This is a genomic window from Methylobacterium sp. C1, assembly GCF_001854385.1.
Lineage (GTDB): Bacteria > Pseudomonadota > Alphaproteobacteria > Rhizobiales > Beijerinckiaceae > Methylobacterium > Methylobacterium radiotolerans.
Genome location: NZ_CP017640.1, coordinates 4,688,675 through 4,710,024, shown reverse-complemented (window position 1 = coordinate 4,710,024; position 21,350 = coordinate 4,688,675). Strand labels below are relative to the sequence as shown.

Annotated in this window: 16 protein-coding genes and 1 pseudogene; 11 read left to right on the top strand and 6 right to left on the bottom strand. The window is 72.0% G+C overall.

What is annotated here, in order from left to right:
• Position 1 precedes the first annotated feature (1 nt).
• The 7 genes from BKE41_RS21800 to BKE41_RS21770 all read left to right on the top strand — a co-directional run bounded on the left by BKE41_RS21800 (position 2) and on the right by BKE41_RS21770 (position 8,999).
• Complete coding sequence (locus tag BKE41_RS21800) at positions 2–3,055, top strand: FAD-binding and (Fe-S)-binding domain-containing protein (RefSeq protein WP_071000735.1); 3,054 nt, start codon at positions 2–4, stop codon at positions 3,053–3,055.
• Positions 3,056–3,072: 17 nt separating this feature from the next.
• Complete coding sequence (locus BKE41_RS21795; protein ID WP_012321065.1) at positions 3,073–3,981, top strand: DUF1932 domain-containing protein; 909 nt, start codon at positions 3,073–3,075, stop codon at positions 3,979–3,981.
• A gap of 38 nt (positions 3,982–4,019) precedes the next feature.
• The gene (locus BKE41_RS21790) at positions 4,020–4,694 is read left to right on the top strand and encodes an RraA family protein (RefSeq protein WP_024828950.1); all 675 of its coding nucleotides are present in this window, start codon (positions 4,020–4,022) and stop codon (positions 4,692–4,694) included.
• A 131-nt stretch (positions 4,695–4,825) separates the two neighbouring features.
• Entirely contained in the window at positions 4,826–6,100 is a 1,275-nt protein-coding gene (locus BKE41_RS21785) for an MFS transporter (RefSeq protein ID WP_043074502.1), read from the top strand.
• A gap of 34 nt (positions 6,101–6,134) precedes the next feature.
• Positions 6,135–7,055 carry an SMP-30/gluconolactonase/LRE family protein gene (locus BKE41_RS21780; RefSeq protein ID WP_024828951.1) on the top strand — a complete coding sequence of 307 codons (921 nt, stop codon included), beginning with the start codon at positions 6,135–6,137 and terminating at the stop codon, positions 7,053–7,055.
• Positions 7,056–7,068: 13 nt separating this feature from the next.
• Entirely contained in the window at positions 7,069–8,007 is a 939-nt protein-coding gene (locus BKE41_RS21775; protein WP_063111294.1) for an amidohydrolase family protein, read from the top strand.
• Between the two features lie 29 nt (positions 8,008–8,036).
• The gene (locus tag BKE41_RS21770) at positions 8,037–8,999 is read left to right on the top strand and encodes an amidohydrolase family protein (RefSeq protein ID WP_029359244.1); all 963 of its coding nucleotides are present in this window, start codon (positions 8,037–8,039) and stop codon (positions 8,997–8,999) included.
• Between the two features lie 146 nt (positions 9,000–9,145).
• Here the strand turns inward: BKE41_RS21770 and BKE41_RS21765 are convergent, their stop codons facing one another.
• The 5 genes and pseudogenes from BKE41_RS21765 to BKE41_RS21745 form a co-directional block, all read right to left on the bottom strand.
• Positions 9,146–10,603 (bottom strand): MmgE/PrpD family protein, encoded by a 1,458-nt coding sequence (locus BKE41_RS21765; RefSeq protein WP_053621922.1) that lies wholly within the window; start codon positions 10,601–10,603, stop codon positions 9,146–9,148.
• A gap of 13 nt (positions 10,604–10,616) precedes the next feature.
• Positions 10,617–11,498, bottom strand: a pseudogene (locus BKE41_RS21760) (amidohydrolase family protein).
• An 89-nt stretch (positions 11,499–11,587) separates the two neighbouring features.
• Positions 11,588–12,829, bottom strand: a complete 1,242-nt coding sequence (locus BKE41_RS21755) for a CoA transferase (protein ID WP_012321057.1) — start codon at positions 12,827–12,829, stop codon at positions 11,588–11,590.
• Positions 12,826–13,683 carry a CoA ester lyase gene (locus BKE41_RS21750; RefSeq protein ID WP_012321056.1) on the bottom strand — a complete coding sequence of 286 codons (858 nt, stop codon included), beginning with the start codon at positions 13,681–13,683 and terminating at the stop codon, positions 12,826–12,828. Before BKE41_RS21750 ends, BKE41_RS21755 begins: the two co-directional genes overlap by 4 nt.
• An 18-nt stretch (positions 13,684–13,701) precedes the next feature.
• Positions 13,702–15,066, bottom strand: coding sequence for a 2-hydroxycarboxylate transporter family protein (locus tag BKE41_RS21745; RefSeq protein ID WP_071000100.1), 1,365 nt, complete (start codon positions 15,064–15,066; stop codon positions 13,702–13,704).
• 129 nt (positions 15,067–15,195) lie between these two features.
• Between BKE41_RS21745 and BKE41_RS21740 the strand changes: the two genes are divergently transcribed.
• Both BKE41_RS21740 and BKE41_RS21735 read left to right on the top strand, forming a co-directional pair.
• Entirely contained in the window at positions 15,196–16,143 is a 948-nt protein-coding gene (locus tag BKE41_RS21740; protein ID WP_012321054.1) for a LysR family transcriptional regulator, read from the top strand.
• A 404-nt stretch (positions 16,144–16,547) separates the two neighbouring features.
• Complete coding sequence (locus tag BKE41_RS21735; protein WP_063111298.1) at positions 16,548–18,773, top strand: FUSC family protein; 2,226 nt, start codon at positions 16,548–16,550, stop codon at positions 18,771–18,773.
• Between the two features lie 66 nt (positions 18,774–18,839).
• On the opposite strand, the gene BKE41_RS21730 is transcribed toward BKE41_RS21735, so the two are convergent.
• Positions 18,840–19,070 carry a hypothetical protein gene (locus tag BKE41_RS21730; RefSeq protein ID WP_012321052.1) on the bottom strand — a complete coding sequence of 77 codons (231 nt, stop codon included), beginning with the start codon at positions 19,068–19,070 and terminating at the stop codon, positions 18,840–18,842.
• A 289-nt stretch (positions 19,071–19,359) separates the two neighbouring features.
• Here BKE41_RS21730 and pth point away from each other — a divergent pair, with 289 nt between their 5' ends.
• Complete coding sequence (pth, locus tag BKE41_RS21725) at positions 19,360–19,968, top strand: aminoacyl-tRNA hydrolase (protein WP_071000734.1); 609 nt, start codon at positions 19,360–19,362, stop codon at positions 19,966–19,968.
• A gap of 227 nt (positions 19,969–20,195) precedes the next feature.
• The gene (ychF, locus tag BKE41_RS21720) at positions 20,196–21,293 is read left to right on the top strand and encodes a redox-regulated ATPase YchF (RefSeq protein ID WP_012321050.1); all 1,098 of its coding nucleotides are present in this window, start codon (positions 20,196–20,198) and stop codon (positions 21,291–21,293) included.
• The last annotated feature ends 57 nt before the right edge of the window (positions 21,294–21,350 follow it).

Sequence of the window (21,350 nt, the reverse complement as noted above, 5' to 3'; positions counted from 1 at the left end):
CATGATCCCGCCTCTCCCCTCCGGCCCGACGGTGACCTCGCTGACCGCGGCCTTCTGCGCCGAGCTGCGCGCGCGGGGCTTCGCGGGCGACCTGACGATGGCCGAGGCCGACCGCACCGTGCTCGCCACGGACAACTCGATCTACCAGATCATGCCGCAGGCCATCGCGTTCCCGCGGGACCGCGACGACCTCGTGCGCATCGCGACCCTGCTCGCCGAGGAGCGGTTCGTGGCGGTGCGGATCGCCCCCCGCGGCGGCGGGACGGGGACCAACGGCCAGTCCCTGACGGACGGGATCGTGGTCGACCTGTCGCGGCACATGAACCGCATCCTCGCCATCGACCCGGTGCGCCGCACGGCGCGGGTCGAGGCGGGTGTGGTGAAGGACCAGCTCAACGCGGCCTTGGCCGAGCACGGCCTGTTCTTCGCCCCCGAGCTCTCGACCTCCGACCGCGCCACCATCGGCGGGATGATCGCGACCGACGCCTGTGGTCAGGGCTCCTGCCTCTACGGCAAGACCCGCGACCACGTGCGCGCCCTCACCACGGTGCTCGCCGACGGCACCGTCTGGCATTCCGAGCCCCTCGACGCGGCCGGGCTGGAGGCCGCCCAGGGCCGGCCCGGTCTCGCGGGCGCCATCCACCGGGAGGTCGACAGGCTCCAGCGCGCGAACGCGGCGCTGATCGAGACGACCTTCCCGCCGCTGAACCGCTGCCTCACCGGCTACGACCTCGCCCATCTGCGCCGCGCCGACGGCCGCTTCGACCTCAACGCCGTGCTGTGCGGTTCGGAGGGCACGCTGGGCCTCCTCGCCGAGGCGACGCTCAACGTCCTTCCGCTGCCGCGCCACGTCGCGCTCGTGAACCTCCGCTACGACAGCTTCGACGCGGCCCTCCGCGACGCGCGGACCCTCGCGGCCTTCGGCGCGGCCTCGGTCGAGACGGTCGATTCCAAGGTGCTGGGTCTCGCCCAGCAGGATCCCGTCTGGGAGGGCGTCGCCGCCTACTTCCCGGAGGATGCCGGCGAGCGGGCCCGCGGCGTCAACCTGATCGAGTTCGTCGGCGACGGCGCGGAGGCGGTCGAGGCGGCGCTCGCCCGCCTCACGGCGACCCTGGACGAGGCCGGGACCGCCCACGGCCGGCGCGGCTACACGGTGGCCCGGGGCGAGGCGGAGGTCGGCCGCCTCTGGGCGATGCGCAAGAAGGCGGTCGGCCTGCTCGGCAACACCAAGGGCGACCGGCGGCCCATCGCCTTCGTCGAGGACACCGCCGTCCCGCCGGAGCATCTCGCCGACTACATCGCGGCGTTCCGCGACGCCCTCGACCGGCGCGGGCTCGAGTACGGCATGTTCGGCCACGTCGATGCCGGCGTGCTCCACGTCCGCCCGGCCATCGACATGAAGGCGCCCGGCGCCGAGGCGCTGGTCCGCGCCGTCACCGAGGACGTCGTCGCCCTGACGCGGCGCTACGGCGGGCTGCTCTGGGGCGAGCACGGCAAGGGCGTGCGCAGCGAGTTCTCGCCCCGCTTCTTCGGCCCGCTCTACCCCGTGCTGCAGGCGGTGAAGGCCGCCTTCGACCCGCGCAACCAGTTCAACCCCGGCAAGATCGCCGCCCCCGAGGGCGCGGCGCTCCTGACCGTCGACGGCGTGCCGACCAAGGGCCAGCGGGACCGGGCGATCCCGGAGGAGGTCCGGGCCGGCTACGACGAGGCGCTCCACTGCAACGGCAACGGCGCCTGCTTCAGCTGGGACCCGGACGAGGCGATGTGCCCGTCCTGGAAGGGCACCCGCGAGCGGCGCCACTCGCCGAAGGGCCGCGCCCAGCTGATGCGCGAGTGGCTGCGTCGGCTCGCCGCCGAGGGCCGCGACCCGCTGGAGGAAGCCCGGCGCCTGCGCGCCCGCCCGGGCTGGCGCGCCTTCCCGGCCCGCCTCGCCGCGACCCTGCGGCGGCGCGACGACTTCTCCCACGAGGTCCACGAGGCGATGGCGGGCTGCCTCGCCTGCAAGTCCTGCACGGGACAGTGCCCGATCAAGGTCGACGTTCCGACCTTCCGGGCGAAGTTCCTCGAACTCTATCACGGCCGCTACCTGCGGCCCCTGCGCCACCACGCCGTCGCCGCCCTGGAGATCGCCGTGCCGCAGCTGGCGCGGGCGCCCCGGCTCGCGAATGCGGCGACGTCCCTCGGGCTCGCGCGCGTGGTCGGCCTGGTCCACGTCCCGCGGCTGTCCGGGCTCGATCTGCACGAGGAGCTGAAGCGCCGCGGCGTGGCGCCGGCCGATGCGCGGACCCTGGGCCGCCTCCCGGAGGCCGAGCGGTTGACGAGCGTCATCGTCGTGCAGGACGCCTTCACCAGCCACTACGACACGCCCGTCCTCCTCGCCCTCCTCGACCTGCTGATCGGGCTCGGCCTGCGGCCCTGGCTCGCGCCCTATCGCCCGAACGGCAAGCCGCTGCATGTCCACGGCTTCCTCGGCCGGTTCGCGCGGCTGGCGGCGGCCAACGCCGACGACCTCGGCCGGCTCGCCGCGACGGGCGTCGACCTCGTCGGCCTCGACCCGTCGATGACGCTGACCTACCGCTCCGAGTACCGGCAGGCCCTGCCGGGGCGGGACCTGCCGCGGGTCCACCTCGTCCAGGAATGGCTCGCCGGCCGCCTCGACCGGGCCCGTCCGGCCTCCGGGTCCGAGCCCTACTGGCTGCTGCCCCACTGCACCGAGCGGGCGACGGCGCAGCCGGCGCTCGCCGATTGGACCGAGGTTTTCGCCGCCCTGGGATTGCGCCTGTCGGTCCTGCCTTCCGGCTGCTGCGGCATGGCCGGGACCTACGGCCACGAGGCCGAGCACCGGGCGATGTCGGAGCGGATCTACGGCCTCAGCTGGGCCGGTCACGTCGCCGGGAGGGGCCGCTCGGGCCGCCTCCTGGCGGACGGCTACTCGTGCCGCTCGCAGGTGAAGCTCGTCGACGGCCTGCGCCTGCCGCACCCCGTCGAGATCCTCCGCGACCACCTCGCCGCCGGCCCGCTGGCCTGCCGGCGGACCACCCCCCTCACCGCATAGCCCGACAGGAGCACAGCATGGCAGACCGCACGCAATTCCGTTTGGGCCTCGTCGGCTACGGCGAGATCGGCAGCACGCTCGGCGCGGGCCTGCGCGGTGCCGGCCTCGAGTCGATCGCCTGCTACGACAAGTACGCCTTCGACGGACCCTACGCGGACCTCATCCAGGCGCGGGCCAGGGACGCCGGCGTCACCCTCGTCCGCTCGAACGGGGACCTCGCCGAGGCGGCCGACCTGATCGTCAGCGTCACGCCGGGGGCCGCCTCGCTGGAGAGCGCCGACGCCTTCGCGCCGGTGCTGGCGAGCCGCCACACCTTCCTCGACTTCGCCTCGGCGACGCCGAAGATCAAGCAGGGTGTCGCGGCCAAGCTCGAAGCGACCGGCGCCCGCCTCGGCGACGGCTCGATCGAGGGCACGCCGCTGCACGGCTATTCCATGCGGATGCTGTCGAGCGGCCCGGCCGGCGAGCGGGTGCGCGACCTCCTCGTGCCGTGGGGGATGCAGATCGAGTTCACCGGCCCGGTGCTCGGCACCGCCTCGGGCATCAAGATCATCCGCTCGGTCCTGATCAAGGGGATCGAGGCGCTGACCGACGAGATGCTGCTCGCCGCCCATCAGTACGGGATCGACGAGATCGTCCTCGCCTCGGCCTCCAAGACCCTCGCCCGGCCGTGGATGGACACGGTCCAGAGCCTGACCCCGTCGGGGGTGATCCACGCCAAGCGCCGGGCCGAGGAACTGGAGATGTCGGCCGACGCCGTCGCCGATGCCGGCGTCGAGCCGATCATGGCCCGCGCCGTCGCCGAGCGCCTGCGCTGGAAGGCGAGCCTCGGCCTCAAGGACCACTTCAAGGGCGTCGTCCCCCGGACCTACCAGGAGGCCCTCGACGCCATGATCCTCAAGGCCGGCCTGAAGCCCGTCGCCTGACGCCCCACTCACCTCCCCGCATCGCAGGACGAACAGCCATGGCCATCGGTTTCAAGATCCACCCGCGCACCCGCACGGTCGACCCCGCCACCGTCGAGAAGTTCAAGGGCATCGCGGTCGCCAACATCAGCGACTCCATGAACCGGATGAGCCACGGCGGCGCGCGGATCCGGCCGCTCCACGCCGGCGGCGTGCTCAGCGGCGTCGCCCTGACGGTGCGGGTGCGCCCCGGCGACAACCTGATGATCCATGCCGCCTTGAACAGGGCGAAGCCCGGCGACGTCCTCGTGGTCGACGGCGACGGCGACCTGACGAACGCGCTGATGGGCGAGCTCATGATCTCCCACGCGCAGCAGATCGGTCTGGCCGGTGTGGTCCTGAACGGCGCGGTCCGCGATTACGGCTGGATCCGCATGAACGCGTTCCCGGTCTTCGCCGCCGGCATCACCCACCGCGGCCCCTACAAGAACGGGCCGGGCGAGGTGAACGCCACCATCGCCCTCGACGGCATGGTGATCGAGCCCGGCGACCTGATCGTCGGCGACGACGACGGCGTCGTCTGCGTGCCGTTCGACCAGACCGAGACGGTCTTCGCCGCCGCCGACAAGAAGCAGCAGGGCGAGGCCAAGACCATGGCGGCGATCCAGGCCGGCACCGTGGACCGCTCCTGGGTCGAGCGCGCCCTCGCGGAGGCGGGCTGCGAGGGGATCTGATCCCCTCCGGGCAGGACCGCACCACCGGGGCTCAAGGGCGCGGGACGTCACGCGAGCCGCATCTCGACAACAAGGGAGGTTGGGACGTGAACGTCTCCGAACACGCCAAGCATCCGCTCGAGGCCGCGACCATGCGCCGGGTCATTCTCCGGCTCGTGCCGTTCCTGATGCTCTGCTACTTCTTCGCGTTGCTGGATCGGGTGAACGTGGGCTTCGCCGCCCTGCAGATGAACAAGGATCTCGGGCTCACCCCGGCCATGTTCGGCTTCGCGGCGAGCCTGTTCTTCGTGTCCTACTTCCTGGTCGAAGTCCCGAGCAACCTCGCCCTGCAGAAGGTCGGGGCGCGGCGCTGGATCGCCCGGATCATGATCACCTGGGGCCTCGTCACCATCGGCATGGCCCTCGTGACCGGGCCCCACTCCCTCTACGTGATGCGCTTCATCCTGGGCGCGGCGGAGGCCGGGTTCTTCCCGGGCGCGATCCTCTACCTGACCTACTGGCTGCCGAGCGCCTACCGGGCGCGGATCCTGGCGACCTTCACGGTCTCGATCCCGCTGGCGACCTTCCTCGGCTCGCCCCTGTCGGTCACGCTCCTCGAACTCGACGGCCTGCTCGGCCTCAAGGGCTGGCAGTGGCTGTTCGTGCTGGAGGGCCTGCCGACCGTGTGCCTCGGCATCGCCTGCCTGTTCGTCCTGACCGACCGCCCCCGCGACGCGCGCTGGCTGAAGGACGACGAGCGCGCCTGGCTCGTCGGGCGCCTCGACGACGAGGCGGGCAAGCGCAAGCCCATCGGCCACATCTCCCTGTGGCAGCTCGCCCGCAACAAGTACTTCCTGACGATGGCTCTGGTCTGCTCCGGCGCCTCAGCGACGGGGAGCGTGCTGTCGGTCTGGCAGCCGCAGATGATCAAGTCCTTCGGCCTGACGAACCTCCAGACCGGCTTCGTCAACGCGATCCCCTACGGCATCGCCACGGTGCTGATGGTGCTCTGGGGCCGCCACTCCGACCGCCGGGGCGAGCGGCGCTGGCACACGGCGATCCCGCTGCTGCTCGCGTCCTTCGGGCTCGCGTATCTGAACCTCACCGCGGGCATCGCGACGGCCGTCATGGCCGTGACCTTCGCCCTCGTCGGCGCCTACTCCTTCAAGGGGCCGTTCTGGGCGCTCTCCGCCGGGTGGCTGTCCCCGGGGACGCTGGCGGCCGGGCTCGCCGGCATCAACGCCATCGCCAATCTGATCGGCGGCGGCCTGATGGTGAACGTGGTCGGCCTCGTGAAGGACGCCACCGGCAGCTTCGCCCTCGGGATGCTCCCCGTCGCCGCGCTGGATGCCGCCGCCGCGATCTGCGTGATCCTGATCAGCCGCGCCCATGCCCGCGAGGCCCGGACGGCGGCGCTGCCAGCCTGATCCACCGCTCCCGCACCCACACCGAGGCCACGCGATGTCGTTCTTCGCTCCCCCGCCGGCCGTGACGGCCGAGGTCTTCACGCGCCTGCCCGACCGCTTCCGCAAGGTCCGGCCGACAGCCTGGGCGAACGCCAACCGGGGCGGGCACGCCATCGACTCCTTCCTGGAGGGCCCCGTCTTCGACCGGGCCGGCCGGCTCTACGTCACCGACATTCCCTTCGGCCGGATCTTCCGCATCGACCCGGCCGGCGAATGGGAGCTCGTGGCCGAGTACGACGGCTGGCCGAACGGCCTGAAGATCCACCGCGACGGGCGGATCTTCATCACCTGCTACAGGCGCGGCCTGATGCTCCTCGATCCCGATACGGGGGCGGTGACGCCGTTCCTGGAGACGGCGGGCTCGGAGGGCTTTCGCGGGGTCAACGACCTGACCTTCGCGCGGAACGGCGACCTCTACTTCACCGACCAGGGCCAGACCGGGCTGCAGGACCCGACCGGCCGGGTCTACCGCCTGCGCCCCTCCGGCGAGCTGACCTGCCTCGTCGACACGATCCCGAGCCCGAACGGCATCGTCATCGACGATGCCATGGGGAGCCTGTTCGTGGCCGTGACCCGCGCCCAGCAGATCTGGCGGGTGCCCCTGAACGCCAGCGGCCTCGTCGCCAAGGTCGGCGTGTTCGCGCAGCTGCACGGCGGCCTCGGCGGTCCGGACGGCATCGCGCTCGATGCCGAGGGCTGCCTGATCGTCGCCCATACCGGGTTCGGCTCGATCTGGCGGCTGTCGCCGGTCGCCGAGCCGCTGCTGCGGGTGAAGTCTCCCGCCGGGATCTCGACCACCAACGTCGCCTACGGCGGCCCGGACGGCGCGACCCTGTTCATCACCGAATCCCAGACCGGCAGCATCCTGACGGCGCGGATGCCGTCCCCCGGCCAGACCCTCTTCTCGCATCACTGACCGGACCGGACGGATGACCCCCTCGATGACCCGCCGCGCGCACATCGCGGCCCTCGTGGCCGGCGCCGCCGGCGCCGCCGGCCTGCGGCCCGCAGCGGCGCAGACCGTCCCCTGGTCCTCGGGCACGGATCGGCCGACCTTCACCGTGCCGCCGGGCGCCACGGACTGCCACCACCACATCTACGATGCGCGCTTCCCGGCCGCGCCCGGTGCGACCCTGCGGCCGCCGGATGCGAGCGTCGCGGATTACAAGCTCCTGATGCGGCGCCTCGGCCTCACCCGGCACGTCGTGGTGCAGCCCTCGACCTACGGGGTCGACAACAGCCTCCTCGTCGAGTCGGTGAAGGCGTTCGGGCCGACCGCCCGGGGCATCGCGATGCTCGACGCCGCGGTCACGCCCGAGGAGCTGAAGCGCCTCGACGGGGCCGGCATCCGCGGCGTCCGGTTCGGGACGCGCCTGCCGGGCGGTGCGCCGATCACCGACATGGTGCCGGTTGCCCGGAAGATCGCCGAGCTCGGCTGGCACATCCAGCTGGTCTCCGACGGCGACAAGATCGTGGAGCTGGCCGACACCCTGAAGGGCCTGCCGGTCCCGGTCGTGTTCGACCACATGGGCCACCTGCCCGAACCCGCCGGCCCGGACCATCCGGGTTTCAAGGTCATCGCCGACCTGATCGACAAGAACGGCGCCTGGGTGAAGCTCACCGGTGCCTACATCCTCTCGAAGGTCGGGCCGCCGACCTACGCGGATCGCGGCCGCCTCGCCCGCGCCTACGTGGCGCTCGCCCCCGAACGGCTCGTCTGGGGCAGCGACTGGCCGCATCCGACCGCCGCGGCCGACGCGAAGCCGGACGATGCCGTGCTCATCGACCTGCTGGCGGTCTGGGCCCCCGACGAGGCGGTGCGAAACCGCATCCTCGTGGCCAATCCGGCCAAGCTCTACGGCTTCTGATCCGATCCGAGACGAGAGAGGCCTCGCCTATGCTCAGCCAAACCCGATCCCGGCGCACCGTCCTCCAGGGCGGCGCGGCGCTCGCCCTGGCCACGGCCGCCGACCTCCGTGACCGGCCGGCGGACGCCGCGGACGCCACGCCGTTCTCGTCGGGGACGGAGGCGCCGGCGATCGCCGTTCCGCCGAACGCCTGCGACTGCCACATCCACATCCTGTCGACCCGCTATCCGGCCTCGCCCCACTGGAAGGGCCAGCCGGTGCTGGACAGCGACGTCGCCGCCTACCGCCAGGTGCAGGCCCGCCTCGGGACGAGCCGGGTGGTGGTGGTGACGCCCTCGACCTACGGCACCGACAACCGCCCGACCCTCGACGGCGTGGCGCAGTTCGGCCCCTCGGCCCGCGCGGTGGTCGTGGTCGATCGCGACGTCACCGATGCCGAGCTTCGGACGATGGCGGGCCGGGGCGCGGTCGGCATCCGGGTGAACTTCGGCACGCCGCAATCCTGGGGGCCGACCACCGCGGAGCGTCTCGAGACGATGGCCCGCAAGGTCGCGCCGCTGGGCTGGCACGTCCAGATCTACGCGACCGGCGACACGATCGTGGAGCTCGAACCCGTCCTGAGCCGCCTGCCGACGCCCCTGGTCATCGATCATCTGGCGCGGCTCCCGCCGGACCAGGGCGTGAGCCATCCCGCCTACGCCGCGGTGCGCCGGCTGCTCGACGGCGGCCAGACGTGGATGAAGCTGTCGGGGGCCTACCTCAACACCGCGAGCGGACCGCCCGCCTATGCCGACGCGACGGCGGTGGCGAAGTCCTTCGCGGCCGCGGCCCCGGAGCGCGTGGTCTGGGGCAGCGACTGGCCGCACCGGGGCGAGAAGCACCTGCCCGACGACGCCCGGCTGCTCGACCTCCTGGCCGAATGGGTCCCCGACGACCGGGCGCGGGCGCGGGTTCTGGTCGATAATCCCGCGGCGCTGTACGGGTTCGGCTGAGCGAAGACGGAGGAGCAGATCCGGGCCCAAGCCGCGGTGATCGTGTCTGCTTCAGCGATCCTCCACGTCGCGTGACGCGGCCGAACGGGCTCGAAGCAGCCCGCCGATCCGGCCGAAAGCGGAAGGGACGCGCTTCTGCGGGTTGCTCAGGACAGGAGCGCGAGCAGACCGGACAGGTCGGGTCGTTCATCGATCGTCCAGAAGGCGTCGAGGACGCGACGCGCCTCGAGCGGATCGAGACGCTTGCCCGCGTTCATGCGAAACTTGCGTTCGACGTCGTCGCGGGTCATCGGCCTCGACACGAATCCCGGCACGTCGTCGACCTGCCTCACGATCTCGCGCCCATCCCTCAGCGTCGCGGTCAGTCGGTTCGGCACCGCTTTCGGCTGCATCGCCGTGAGGGCAGGGTCCTCGGCGACGGTGATCCGGTCAATGAGGGCGAGCAGGGCCGGATCGCTCAGCCTGTCGGGGGCGTAGCTGTCGTTGGTGATGGCTCCGTCGAGCATCGCCCGCGCGGTGATATAGGGCAGGCTGTGATCGGCGGTGTCCTTCGTCGTCGGGCGCCACTTCTCGCGGTCGCGGCCGGCGGTGACGTAGCCGAGATGGGTCGTGTCGATGCGCAGGCTCTGAACGGCGTCGACACCACCGGCTTCCGTGACGACGTCGATCGCCGCCGGGATCGCCGTCAGGCAATAGACCTGGGCCGGATAGGGCTTGATCCCGCATCGCGAGATCCGGAAGGGGCGCCCCTCACCGCCGAACGTCGCCACGTCGACGGTGAACGGGCCCGAGACCTGCTTGAAGAATCCGGCGCGGCCTTCGAAGATCGGCGCCGGGCCCGTGAGACCGGCGCGGGCGAGGCGCGCGGCGAACACGCCTGCGCGGGTCGCCTCGGCATCGGCCACGCCCTTCCAGTCCGAGAGCGTCTGGACGCGGGTCTGGTTCATGGCGATATGGCCGTTGATCGCGAGATTGACGGCCTGGGTCAGGGCTTCCGGGGAGAGACGCATCAGCCGGCCCGATGCCAGCGCGGAGGCAGGCAGGCAGTAGACCGGATGGTCCCAGCCACGCCCCGTTACTTCCGCGGCATCGAGCAGGCGGCAATTGATCTCGTAGGCGAGGGCGATCGAAGCGATCAGTTCGCGGCCGGTCGCACGCTCGGCCTCGGCGACGGCGAGGCAGGCGGCGATGGCGTCGCTGGGGTGACCGGGCTCGCGGCCGACATAGACGTCGTTGAAATCCGCGTAGCGGATGGCGACGCCGTTGGCGAAGGCTGCGAGTTCCGGGCTGCTCCGCCGGTCCGTGCCGAGCACCGTCGCGGCACCCGCTCCGTCGCTGAGCGCAATGTCCCGACAGATCCGCACCGGGCCGGCATCGAGGGCGGCGAGCCCGCATCCCAGCGCGTCGATCAGATGGACCTTCGCGGTCTCGACCGTGGCCGTGTCGAGATCCTCGAATCGCAGGGCGTGGGCGTAGGCCGCGAGCCGGTCGGCGAGGGGCGGCCCGTCACCGGAGGCGGCCCTCGCCGGTGCGGCGGCAAGGGATGCGGCCGCGGCCAGCCACGCGGCCACCTGACGGCGGGAGGGGTCGGTCGGGATCCGCATCGCGCCCTCCCGTTCAGGCGAAGCCGTAGAGCGTCGCCGGGTTGTCGACGAGGATCCTGTCGCGGGCAGCGGCGCTGCCGGCCCAGTCGGAGAGCAGGTCGAACAGCACCGCGTCGTCGGGCTTGTGCTTCTCCGTGACGTGCGGTCAGTCGCTACCCCAGACGAGGCGTTCGGGGGCGAGCCGCACGAAGGCCTGAGCGGTGCGCGTCGCGTCCGGATAGCCGGGCGGACCGGCCTCGGTGTTGAGGTAGGCGCCGGCGAGCTTCACCCAGGCCCGGCCCTTCTCGACCAGTCCGGCGATGGTCGCGAAGGCAGGATCGTCGGGCCCCCTGGCCGGGTCGAGGCGGCCCATGTGGTCGAATACGATGGGGCATGGCAGCCTGTTCAGCAGGGCCTCGTTCTCCCGGATCTGGTTCCCGGACATGTGCAACTGCACGTGCCAGCCGAGATCGGCGATGCGCTTGGCGAGCGGCTCGATCGTCGCGATGGGGGCCACCGTGTCGTTGGGATTCCACACGCTGAAGCGAAGGCCGCGGACGTAGCCGGCGTCGAGGCGCTTCAGCTCGACGTCGGTGACGTCCGGGCGCAGGACGGCGATGCCGCGCCCGTTCCCGCCGAAGCGCGCGAGGGCGTCCAGCAGACAGGTCGGGTCGGTGCCGTGATTCTTCGGCTGGACCGGCACGGCGCGGGTCGTGCCGAGACGCGCCTGGAGCAGGCGATACGCGTCGAAGGTCATGCCCGGGGGCTTGGGCGTGTCCGGCGGCGGGAAGCGCGCGTCGATGATGTGGAAGTGGCAATCGCAGGCCCGGGCCGGCGCACGATGGCGCGGCCGCTCGGTCCCGGCCGAGTTCGGCACCGATCCGTCGGTCGCGCGCGCCCAGTCGGACGTTGCCATGCCGGCCATGCCGGCCATGCCGGCCATGGCGGCCGCGACGAAGCCGCGGCGTGACAGCGTGGGCATTCCCAGCCTCCCTGTCATTGTCGTCAGCGGGCGTCGCCGCTGCGGACCACGCCCGCGGCGACGAGGTCGTCAAAGGCCGCGCCCGCGATGCCGATCTGCCCCAGCACCTCGCGGTTGTGCTGGCCGAGGGTGGGCGCGGGCGTGCGGATCGCGCCCGGCCGGTCGTGGAGCCGCGGCACGACGGCGTGCATGGGGATGAGCCCCATGTCGGGGTCGGGATAGTCGGCGATGAGTTCGCGCTCGACCACGTGCGGGTCGGCGACGAGCTTGGCCGCATCGTTGATCGGGCCGATCGTCACCTCGGCGGCCTCGAAGAACGCGACGTTCTCGTCCTGCGTCCGCTCCGCGATGAAGGCGCCGATGATCGCGTCGAGCTCGTCCACGTGGCGCAGCCGGTCGGCGTTGGTGCGGAAGCGCGGATCGTCCACGAGGTCGGGGCGCCCGATCGCCCGGAACAGGCGCTCGGCCATCTTCTGGATCGAGCCCGACAGGCCGACATAGAGCCCGTCGCTGCACCGGTAGGCGTTGCGCGGCGCCGAGTTCGTCGAGCGCGAGCCGGTCCGCGGCTTTCCCTTGCCGGTGAGCCGGTAATGGGCGGCCTGCGGGCTGAGGATCGCGAAGAGCGGATCCAGAAGCGGCAGATCGATCACCTGCCCCCGGCCGCCGTTCACCTCGACCTCGCGCAGGGCGATCATGGCGGCCGAGGCGCCGGTGAGTCCGGCGACGCCGTCCGCGAGGTACATCGGCGGCAGCACGGGCTCGCGGTCGGCGAAGCCGTTCATGGCGGCGAAGCCCGAGAAGCCCTCGATGACCGTGCCGAAGCCGGGCCGCTGCGCGTAGGGCCCGTCCTGCCCCCAGCCGGAGATGCGGATGATCGTCAATCCGGGATTGAGGGCGTGCAGAGACTCCGGCGCGAGGCCCATCGCTTCCAGCACCCCGGGGCGGAAGCTTTCGATCAGCATCTGGCAGGAGGGCACGAGCGCGCGGAGCACCTCGACGGCGCGGGGATCGCGCAGCGACAGGCACAGGCTCTTCTTGTTGCGGGCGTAGATCTTCCAGTGGGTCTCGACGCCCTCGGTCTTCCAGGCGCGCAGGGTGTCGCCCTCGGGGGGCTCGACCTTGATCACCTCGGCACCGAAATCGCCGAGCATCTGCGTCAGCACGTTGCCGGCGAAGAGCCGGGAGAGGTCGAGGATGCGCACCCCGTCGAGGATACCCCGGGCCTCGGGTCGGTAGGCGCGCCGGTGCAGTTCGCGCTCGGTCATGGGACTTCCGTCGCGGTGTGGAGATCGGACAGCGCCACGACGGCGCGGGCGCGGGCCAGGAAGGGCGGATCGATCATCCGCCCGTCCACGAGGATGGCGCCGAGACCCCGCGCCTCGGCCTCGGCGGCCGCCGCCAGGATGCGGCGCGACCACGCCACCGCGTCCGGGCTCGGCAGGAAGGCGGCGTTGGCGATGTCGACCTGGGACGGGTGGATGCAGGTCTTGCCCGCGAAGCCGTGGCGGCGGGCCGCCTCGCACTCGGCGCGGAAGGCCTCGGGGTCCCTCACCGCCGCGAAGGCTCCGTCATAGGCGGGCAGGCCGGCCTCGGCGGCGGCGAGCCGGACGGCGACGCGGATCTGAGCGAGGGCGGCTTCGTCGTGCCGGACGATGCCGCACGGCTCCAGCAGATCGGCGTAGCCGATCTGCAGGCCGGCGACGCGGGGATGGGCGCAGGCGAGGTCAGCCGCCCGGCGGAGGCTTCTCGGGGTCTCGATGTTGACGAGGAGGCGAATGCGACCCGTCGGATCGAGGCGGTCGAGGCGCGCGGCCGCCTCGATGATGGCGGCCGGATCCTCGACCATCGGCAGGTTGATGAGATCCGTGCGCGGCAGGGACACCGCCTCGAGGTCGCGCGCGAAATGCCCGGTGCCGGGGGCGTTGACCCGCACCACGACCGCCTTGCGCAGGGTGGTCGGCGCTTCCCGCAGATAGGTCGCGAGCGTGTCCCGCGCCTCGTCCTTGCGGGCTTCCGGCACGGCGTCCTCCAGGTCGAAGGAGAGGGCGTCGGCGGGGCCGGTGGCGGCCTTCGCGAACAATTCGGGCCGGGAGGCCGGGACGAACAGCTTGGAGCGCATCAGCACGGCGCGCCTCCGTCAGGCGATCTTGAAATGCGCCATCGCGACGATGGCCACGGTGACGGTGAGGGCCCCGCCGATCCGCGTCGCGACCTGGGCGAAGGGCATCAGTTCCATCCGCTCGGCGGCGGTCAGGATCATCACGTCGCCCGTGCCGCCGAGGCCGCTGTGGCAGGCGTTCACGATCGCGGTCTCGATCGGGTACATGGCGAGCCAGCGCCCGACGACGTAGCCGGTGCCGGTCAGCGCGAGCACGGTCGCCACGATGGTGACGAGGTTGGCCGGGTGGAACGCCTCGACCAGCTCGTGCCAGGGAGTCAGCGCCACCGCCGTGCTGAACAGCAGCGGATAGGTCACCGCCACCACGAAGAAGCGGAACACCACGCGGGCGCCTTCTTCCAGCGAGGCCGGAACCGCCCGCAGCAGCTTCGCGAGGACGACGAGGAACAGCATCGCCACCGGCGCGGGTAATCCGATCAGCGCGTGGATCAGCGTGCCGAAGACGTAGACGGCGATGCCGGTGATGCCGCCGGCCGCGACGGTGGCGACGTCGATCCCGGAGGTGTTGCGGTGAGCCGCACCGTGGTCGGCATCCGTGTCTCCGTCAGCGGCGGGCTGGAGCCGGCCGTTGCCGGTGAGGTCGGGGCGGCGCTTGCCCAGCGTGTTCAGGGCGCCGCAGATGACGATGGCGACGAGGTTCCCGAAGAACACCAGCGGCAGGATCTGCCCCAGCATCCCGCCGTGGTCGACGCCCAGCGCCTCCGCGTAGCCGACCGAGAGCGGGATCGCGCCCTCGCCGACGCCCCCGGCCATCACGGGCACCACGACGTAGAGGATCGACCGCCAGAAGCCGATGCCGACGAGCCAGCCGACACTTCCGCCCATGAGGAGGCCGGCGAGCGACCCCAGCGCCAGGGGCACGAAGATCTTGGCGAAGCCCTGGATCAGCACCCGACGGTCCATGCTCAGGATCGAGCCGACCACCACGGCAGTGATGAACAGGTAGATGAAGTTCGTCGACTTGGTGAAGGTCGTCACCGACTGCACCAGCGGCGCCGGCAGGAGCTGGTGGGCGACGAGGAACGAGGGCAGGAAGATCGTCACCAGGGACGATCCGCCGACCGCCCGCAGCAGCGGGATCCGCCGGCCGATCTCGGCGCAGGTGAAGCCCCCCGCGACCAGGACGGCGATCATCACCGTCACTTCGCCCGAGATCTTACCCCTGACGGCGAAGGCCGCGATGAGGGCCAGCAGCAGCACATAGACGGGCAGCGGGACGATGCCGACCCGCGTCTCCATGGCCTGAGTCCAGAAGGGTTTCGGCGTCGATATCGAGCGGGTCGAGGTCGCGACCGTGGACCCGGCAGCGGCACGCGCAGTCATCGTTTCCTCCGCATCGCCCCGTGTTCAGCCGGAGTCGCATCGTGTCGGGCAGGCGTCGCCCCGCGCCTTGTCCCGCAGCGGCATGGTCGAGTAAAATGAATTGATCGCATCAATTCATGACGTTCCGGCATGAAACTCCCCGTCGACGGTGTTCAGGCCTTCGTTCTCATCGCGGAGCTCGGCAGCTACCGCCGGGCGTCCGAGAGTCTCGGCTTGACCCAGACCGCGCTCACCCGGCGGATCCAGAAGCTCGAGGGCTTTCTCGGCGCGATGCTCCTCGACCGCACCACGCGGACGGTGCGCCTCAGCGCCGTCGGCCGCGAGTTCCTGCCGCTGGCCACGCGGCTCATCGCCGACTTCACCCAGGGGATCGAGCGCTTGCGCACGACCTCTCGGCTGGGCGTCGGCGACGTCACCGTCGCGACCGTCCAATCGATTGCCTTCCGTCGGATGCCGGCGGTTCTGCAGGCCTACGCGCGCGATCATCCGCAGAACCGGGTGCAGATCCTCGAACGCTCCGGCGCGCTGGTCACCGAAGCCGTGCGCAAGGGTGAGGCGGATTTCGGGATCCACATCCAGCAGGAGGCCGATGCCGATCTCCTCGAGGATCGGCTCGTGCGGGATCCGTTCGTGCTGATCTGCCACCGCAGCCATCCGCTGGCCGGACGGCGCGAGCTTCGGTGGACCGAGTTATCCGGTACGGATCTCGTGACGCTCGGCGGCGCCAGCGGCAACCGGGCGCGCGTCGAGGCTCAACTGGCAGCCGCGGACTTGCCGCCGCGCGGTCGGTTCGTGGTCGAGAGCACGCCGACCGCCCTGGCGCTGGTGTCGGCCGGCATCGGCGCCGCGATTCTCCCGGCGGCCCTCGGGGGCGCTTCTCCGCGCGACGATCTCGTTGAGGTCTTGCTGACCGAGCCCGCGATCTACCGCACGATCAGTCTGGTGCGCCGCCGCAATACCTCCCTGACGCCGGCCGCAGCCATGTTCTACGAGGCACTCAAGGCTGAACTGTCGACGGATCTCGATGAGTTTGCACTGCGAGGAGATCCGGGCGGCGCCGCCCTCCTGCGCCGATGAGGGCGTGCCGCCGGAAAATCTCGCTCTCGGGATCCGCCGTCAACGCCCTGCATGACCGGGAAGGGGCGCAACGCGGGACGGGCGGTTGGCGGAACAGGGCTGCCCGCGCCGCGTCCGGCGCATGACCGACGTCGGAGATACCGCGGAAGCCAAGCTGGAATGAGCCGGCTCTCGACCGGGCCCTCTCCCGGCTAAGGAGCTGCGATGGGTTTCCGGGCCGCCGTGGCAGCATCCGACTATCCTCGGGCGAGCGGTTCGCTGAGGATGCCGTGCGGCGATGTGCGGCGATGTGCGGCGATGTGCGGTGATGCGCAACGCTGCGCTGCACGCGCCCCGCGATCCCGCGCCGGCCGCGGGCCGGGGTTGCGCGCTGCCGCGGATCCGGTCAGGCCGGAGCGCGGTTCATGCCGGGGCGCCGCGCCCCCGTCGGGAGACCGAGCTTGACCGCGCCGAGTCCCACAGCCTCGCCCCCCGGACGTCTGCGGCGGCGCCGCCTCGCGGCCGGCCGGGGCAGCCTGAGCCGGCCCGGCGGCGACCTGCGGCGCCTGCCCACGGGTCTCGATCTCCGGAACGTGCGGCTCGTGGAGGGCGTGCGCGCCGCCTTCGCGTTCGGCGTCGTCATCCTCCTCAACATCTGGATCCAGTGGTCGCCGCTGCTGACCATGGCGCTCGCCGCCAACCTCGCCTGCTTCTGCGACAACGGCGGCCCGATGCGCGCGCGCCTGCGCGTCCTCACCGCCTTCTCGTTCCTCGGCGGCCTGCTCTGGGCCGGCCTCGGCCTGATCCAGCCCCTCGGCCTGCCGGTGGTCGTCCCGGTCGCCTGCGCGCTGATCTTCGCCTGCTCGTACGCGCGCGTCTGGAGCGTGCAGGCCCAGTCGGCCGGCAACGTGCTCGTGGTGGTGCTGTGCATCGCCCTCGACCGGCCGCTCGACGGGGCGCAGGCGGCCGTCACCGCGGCGATGTTCGCGGCCGGCGGTCTCTGGGCGACATTCCTGGCCCTGGTCATCTGGCGGCTGCACCCGTACCGCCCGGCCCACCGGGCCGTGGCGGAGGTCTGGCACAACCTCGCCCGGCTCTGCGGCGACCTCGAGCGGCTCGTCGCCCTGCCGGAGCCCGACACGGCCGCCTTCGACGGCCACGCGCGGGGCCACCGACGCGGCGTGCGGGCGAGCATCGAGACCGCCCGGACCATGATCCTCGACCTCGCCCGCTCCCGCGAGCGCGTCTCCGACCGCACCGCCCAGGCCCTGCTGCGTCTGGAGAGCGCCGAGCAGATCTTCGCTGCCCTGATCGCCGTGGGCGAACTGATCGACAGCCGCCCCGACGCGCGCCGCCGGGCGCTCGCCAAGGTGTTCCTGCGGCGCCTGCGCCCCCTGCTGGTGACCATCGCCCGGGCGATCCGCGACGACGTCAACCTCGACCTCGCCCGCCTGGAGCACTCCATCGCCCGGGTGGCCGAGGGCCTGTCGGAGGACCCGACCCTGGCCCGCCTCGCCGACCGGATCGTCGGGCGCGTGCGGATCGGCGCCAAGCTGTCGACGCCGGACGGCTACCGGCCCGGCGGCACGATCACGGAGGGCGGCAGCCTCGACCGCTGGACCCGCTACGTCGGGCCGCTGGCGCAGAACTTCACCCTGGCCTCGCCCAACCTGCGGCACGCCCTGCGGGCGAGCGCGGTCGCGGCGCCGGCGCTCGCCGCGACCCTGACCTACGCGGGCGCCTTCACGCACTGGCTGGTGATGACCGTGGTGCTCACCATGCAGCCCTTCTACGCGGCGACGTGGCAGCGGGCGCTGGAGCGGATCGGCGGCACGGTGCTGGGCGGCCTCGTGGGCGCCGTGCTCGCCTACTACGCCACGAGCCCGCTGGCGGAGGCCGGGCTGATCCTGGTGCTCAGCATCGTCGGCTTCGCGGCGCGCCAGATCTCCTACGGCTTCTTCGTCACCTGCCTGACGCCCCTCGTGGTGCTGCTCGTCGAACTGCTGGAGCCCGGCCACAGCTCCTGGGAGATCGTCGCCATGCGGGGCGGCTTCACGGTGCTGGGCGGCGTGATCGCGGTGGCGAGCTGCCTGGTGCTCTGGCCGATCTGGGAGCCCGATCAGGTCCGGCAGGAACTGCGCCGGGCGCTCAGGGCGCAGGCCGGCCTCGCCGAGGCGGTGCTCCGCGCGCCGCCCGGCGAGGGCCGCGAGACCGCGATCGCGGCGCAGAGCCGCGAGGCCGGCCTCGCCCTCAACGATCTGGAAGCGGCGCTGTCCCGCGCCCTGCAGCAGCCCCGGGCCGGCAGCCACCCGGAGGTGGAATCCGCCCTGGTGGCCGACGCGACCCTGCGCCGGATCAGCGCCCGGCTCATCGTCCTGCGGCACGCCCCGGAGGCGGCCGCCCCCGAGGCGGAGCCTTGGCGGGCCTGGATCAGCGCGACCCTGGCGGCCCTGGGTGCCGACAGGCCCGTGCCCGAGCGGCCCGCGCTGGATCGCGGGCAATCGCTCGTGCGCCTCGTCAGTCAGGTCGATCTTCTGGTCGGAACCCTGCGCCCCGGGGAGATCCGGGCCGCGGCGGGGGGCGATGGCGGGGCGCCGGAAACCGGGCGCGGGGCCGACGCGCGCGCGGGCCAGCCGGTCCTGCCGTCCTGACGGACGGGCCTGCCGAGCCCCGCGCGAGGGCCGGTCCCGCGGCGTTCCCGCGGGCCCGGTCTCCCGTCAGAACCGCGGCAGGGCGTTGGCCGGGCCGCCGGCATGCGGGCCGCTGTAGCGGTAGGCGGCCGCCCGCGCGGGACCGGCGTCGTTCCGGTACAGGGCGGGGGCGTTGCCGACCCAGCCCGAATAGGCCGAGGCCGGGTAGGGCGAGTGCTTCGAATCGAGGCCCTGCGCGAGGGCGGGCGTGGCGACCGCGGCGACCAGGGCGGCGGCGGCGAGCATGCGGACGGTCATGGTGATCTCCTAGTGTCTTCGTATGACTTCGACGGGAAGTCATCCGGTCAACCGTGTCGAGTGAGGAAGATCGTCGTCGCGATGCGCTGGGCGGCGGTCTTGATCGCTCCGGCTTTGCTTGGCCGAATGTGACCTCTCAACGGGGATACTCTGCCCCGGGTTCGCGCGCCGCCGTGCGCTGGCGCACGGGGAGACGCGGCGCGGGCCGGGAGGCCGGAGACCGGCCCGGCCGGGGATGCGTCCCGCGCCGAAGCGTGGCACAGACCGCGGCCTGAAAGGGATGCAGACCATGCGGCTGATCGTCGGCCTCGGAAACCCGGGCGCGCGCTACGCGGGCAACCGCCACAATATCGGCTTCCTCGCCGTCGAAGCGATCGCCCGCCAGCACCGGGCGAGCCCGTTCCGCCACCGCTTCCAGGGCGAGGCCGCCGAGGTGGTGCTGGGCACCGAGCGGGCGATCCTGCTGAAGCCCTCGACCTTCATGAACGAGTCCGGCCGCGCGGTCTCGGAGGCGCAGCGCTTCTACAAGATCCCGCTGGCCGACGTGATCGTGCTGCACGACGAGCTCGACCTCGCCCCCGCCAAGCTCCGGGTGAAGCGCGGCGGCGGCAATGCCGGCCATAACGGCCTGCGCTCGATCACCGCGCAGTGCGGCAACGACTACCGGAGGGTGCGGCTCGGCATCGGTCATCCCGGCGACAAGGCGCTGGTCCATGCCTACGTGCTCAACGATTTCGGCAAGGCCGAGCTGCCCTGGGTCGAGGATCTCTGCCGGGCGGTGGCCGACCACGCCGCCCTGCTCGCCGCCGGCGAGGACGCGAGCTTCCAGAACAAGGTCCACCTCGCCATGGCCGGCCGCGGCTGGGACGACGTGAAGACGCTGGGCGCCAGAAATTGACACGCCCACACGGGGACGGGATATCGGGGCGGGCGAGAGGGTCCGATGAAGGCGGTGCGCGTCGCGCCCGGCTGTCGGCGGTTCGATTGCCTCCCGGCGGCCGCGGCCCGGCGCGTCGGTGCCGCGCGTGCTCGACCGAGGACAGGGCGCGCGGCGTGTTCGCGGACCCGATTCTCATCAACCCATTCCGCGCGTCGCCCGACGACGCGCTGCGACGGAACTGACCCATGGGCTTCAAATGCGGCATCGTCGGCCTGCCGAACGTCGGCAAGTCGACCCTCTTCAACGCGCTGACGCAGACGGCGGCCGCCCAGGCGGCGAACTACCCGTTCTGCACCATCGAGCCGAATGTCGGCGAGGTGGCGGTGCCGGATCCGCGGCTGACTGACCTCGCCCGGATCGCGTCCTCGAAGGAGATCATCCCGACGCGGCTGACCTTCGTGGACATCGCCGGCCTCGTCCGCGGCGCCTCCAAGGGCGAGGGCCTGGGCAACCAGTTCCTGGCCAATATCCGCGAGGTCGACGCGATCGCCCACGTGGTCCGCTGCTTCACGGACGGCGACGTCACCCACGTGGAGGGCAAGGTCGATCCGGCCGCCGATATCGAGACCATCGAGACCGAGCTGATGCTCGCCGACCTCGACAGCCTGGAGCGCCGCGCCCAGTCGCTGGAGAAGAAGGCCAAGGGCGCCGACAAGGAGGCCAAGGAGACCCTCGACCTCGTCAACCGCGCCCTGCCGCTCCTGCGCGACGGCAAGCCCGCCCGCCTCGTGGAGCGCAAGCCCGACGAGGAGAGGCTGTTCCAGCAGCTCGGCCTGATGACCGCCAAGCCCGTCCTCTACGTCTGCAACGTCGACGAGGGCGACGCCGACAAGGGCAACGCCTACTCGGACGCGGTCTTCGCCCGCGCCAGGGCGGAGGGCGCCGTGGCGGTGGTGGTCTCGGCCAAGATCGAGAGCGAGATCGCCGTGATGCCGGAGGCCGACCAGGCCGAGTTCCTGGAGGCGGTGGGGCTCACCGAGCCGGGCCTGAACCGGGTGATCCGCGCCGGCTACGACCTGCTCGGCCTCGTCACCTACTTCACGGTCGGCCCCAAGGAGGCCCGCGCCTGGACGATCACCAAGGGCACCCGCGCCCCCGGGGCGGCCGGGGTGATCCACTCGGATTTCGAGAAGGGCTTCATCCGCGCCGAGACGATCGCGTTCAAGGATTACACGACCCTCAACGGCGAGGCCGGGGCCCGGGACGCCGGCAAGCTCCGGCTGGAGGGCAAGGATTACGTGGTGCAGGACGGCGACGTGCTGCACTTCCGCTTCGCCAACTGAGGCCGGTGCTGTCGGCACGGTGCGCGCGCTTCATCCCCGCCCCGCTGATCAACGAGA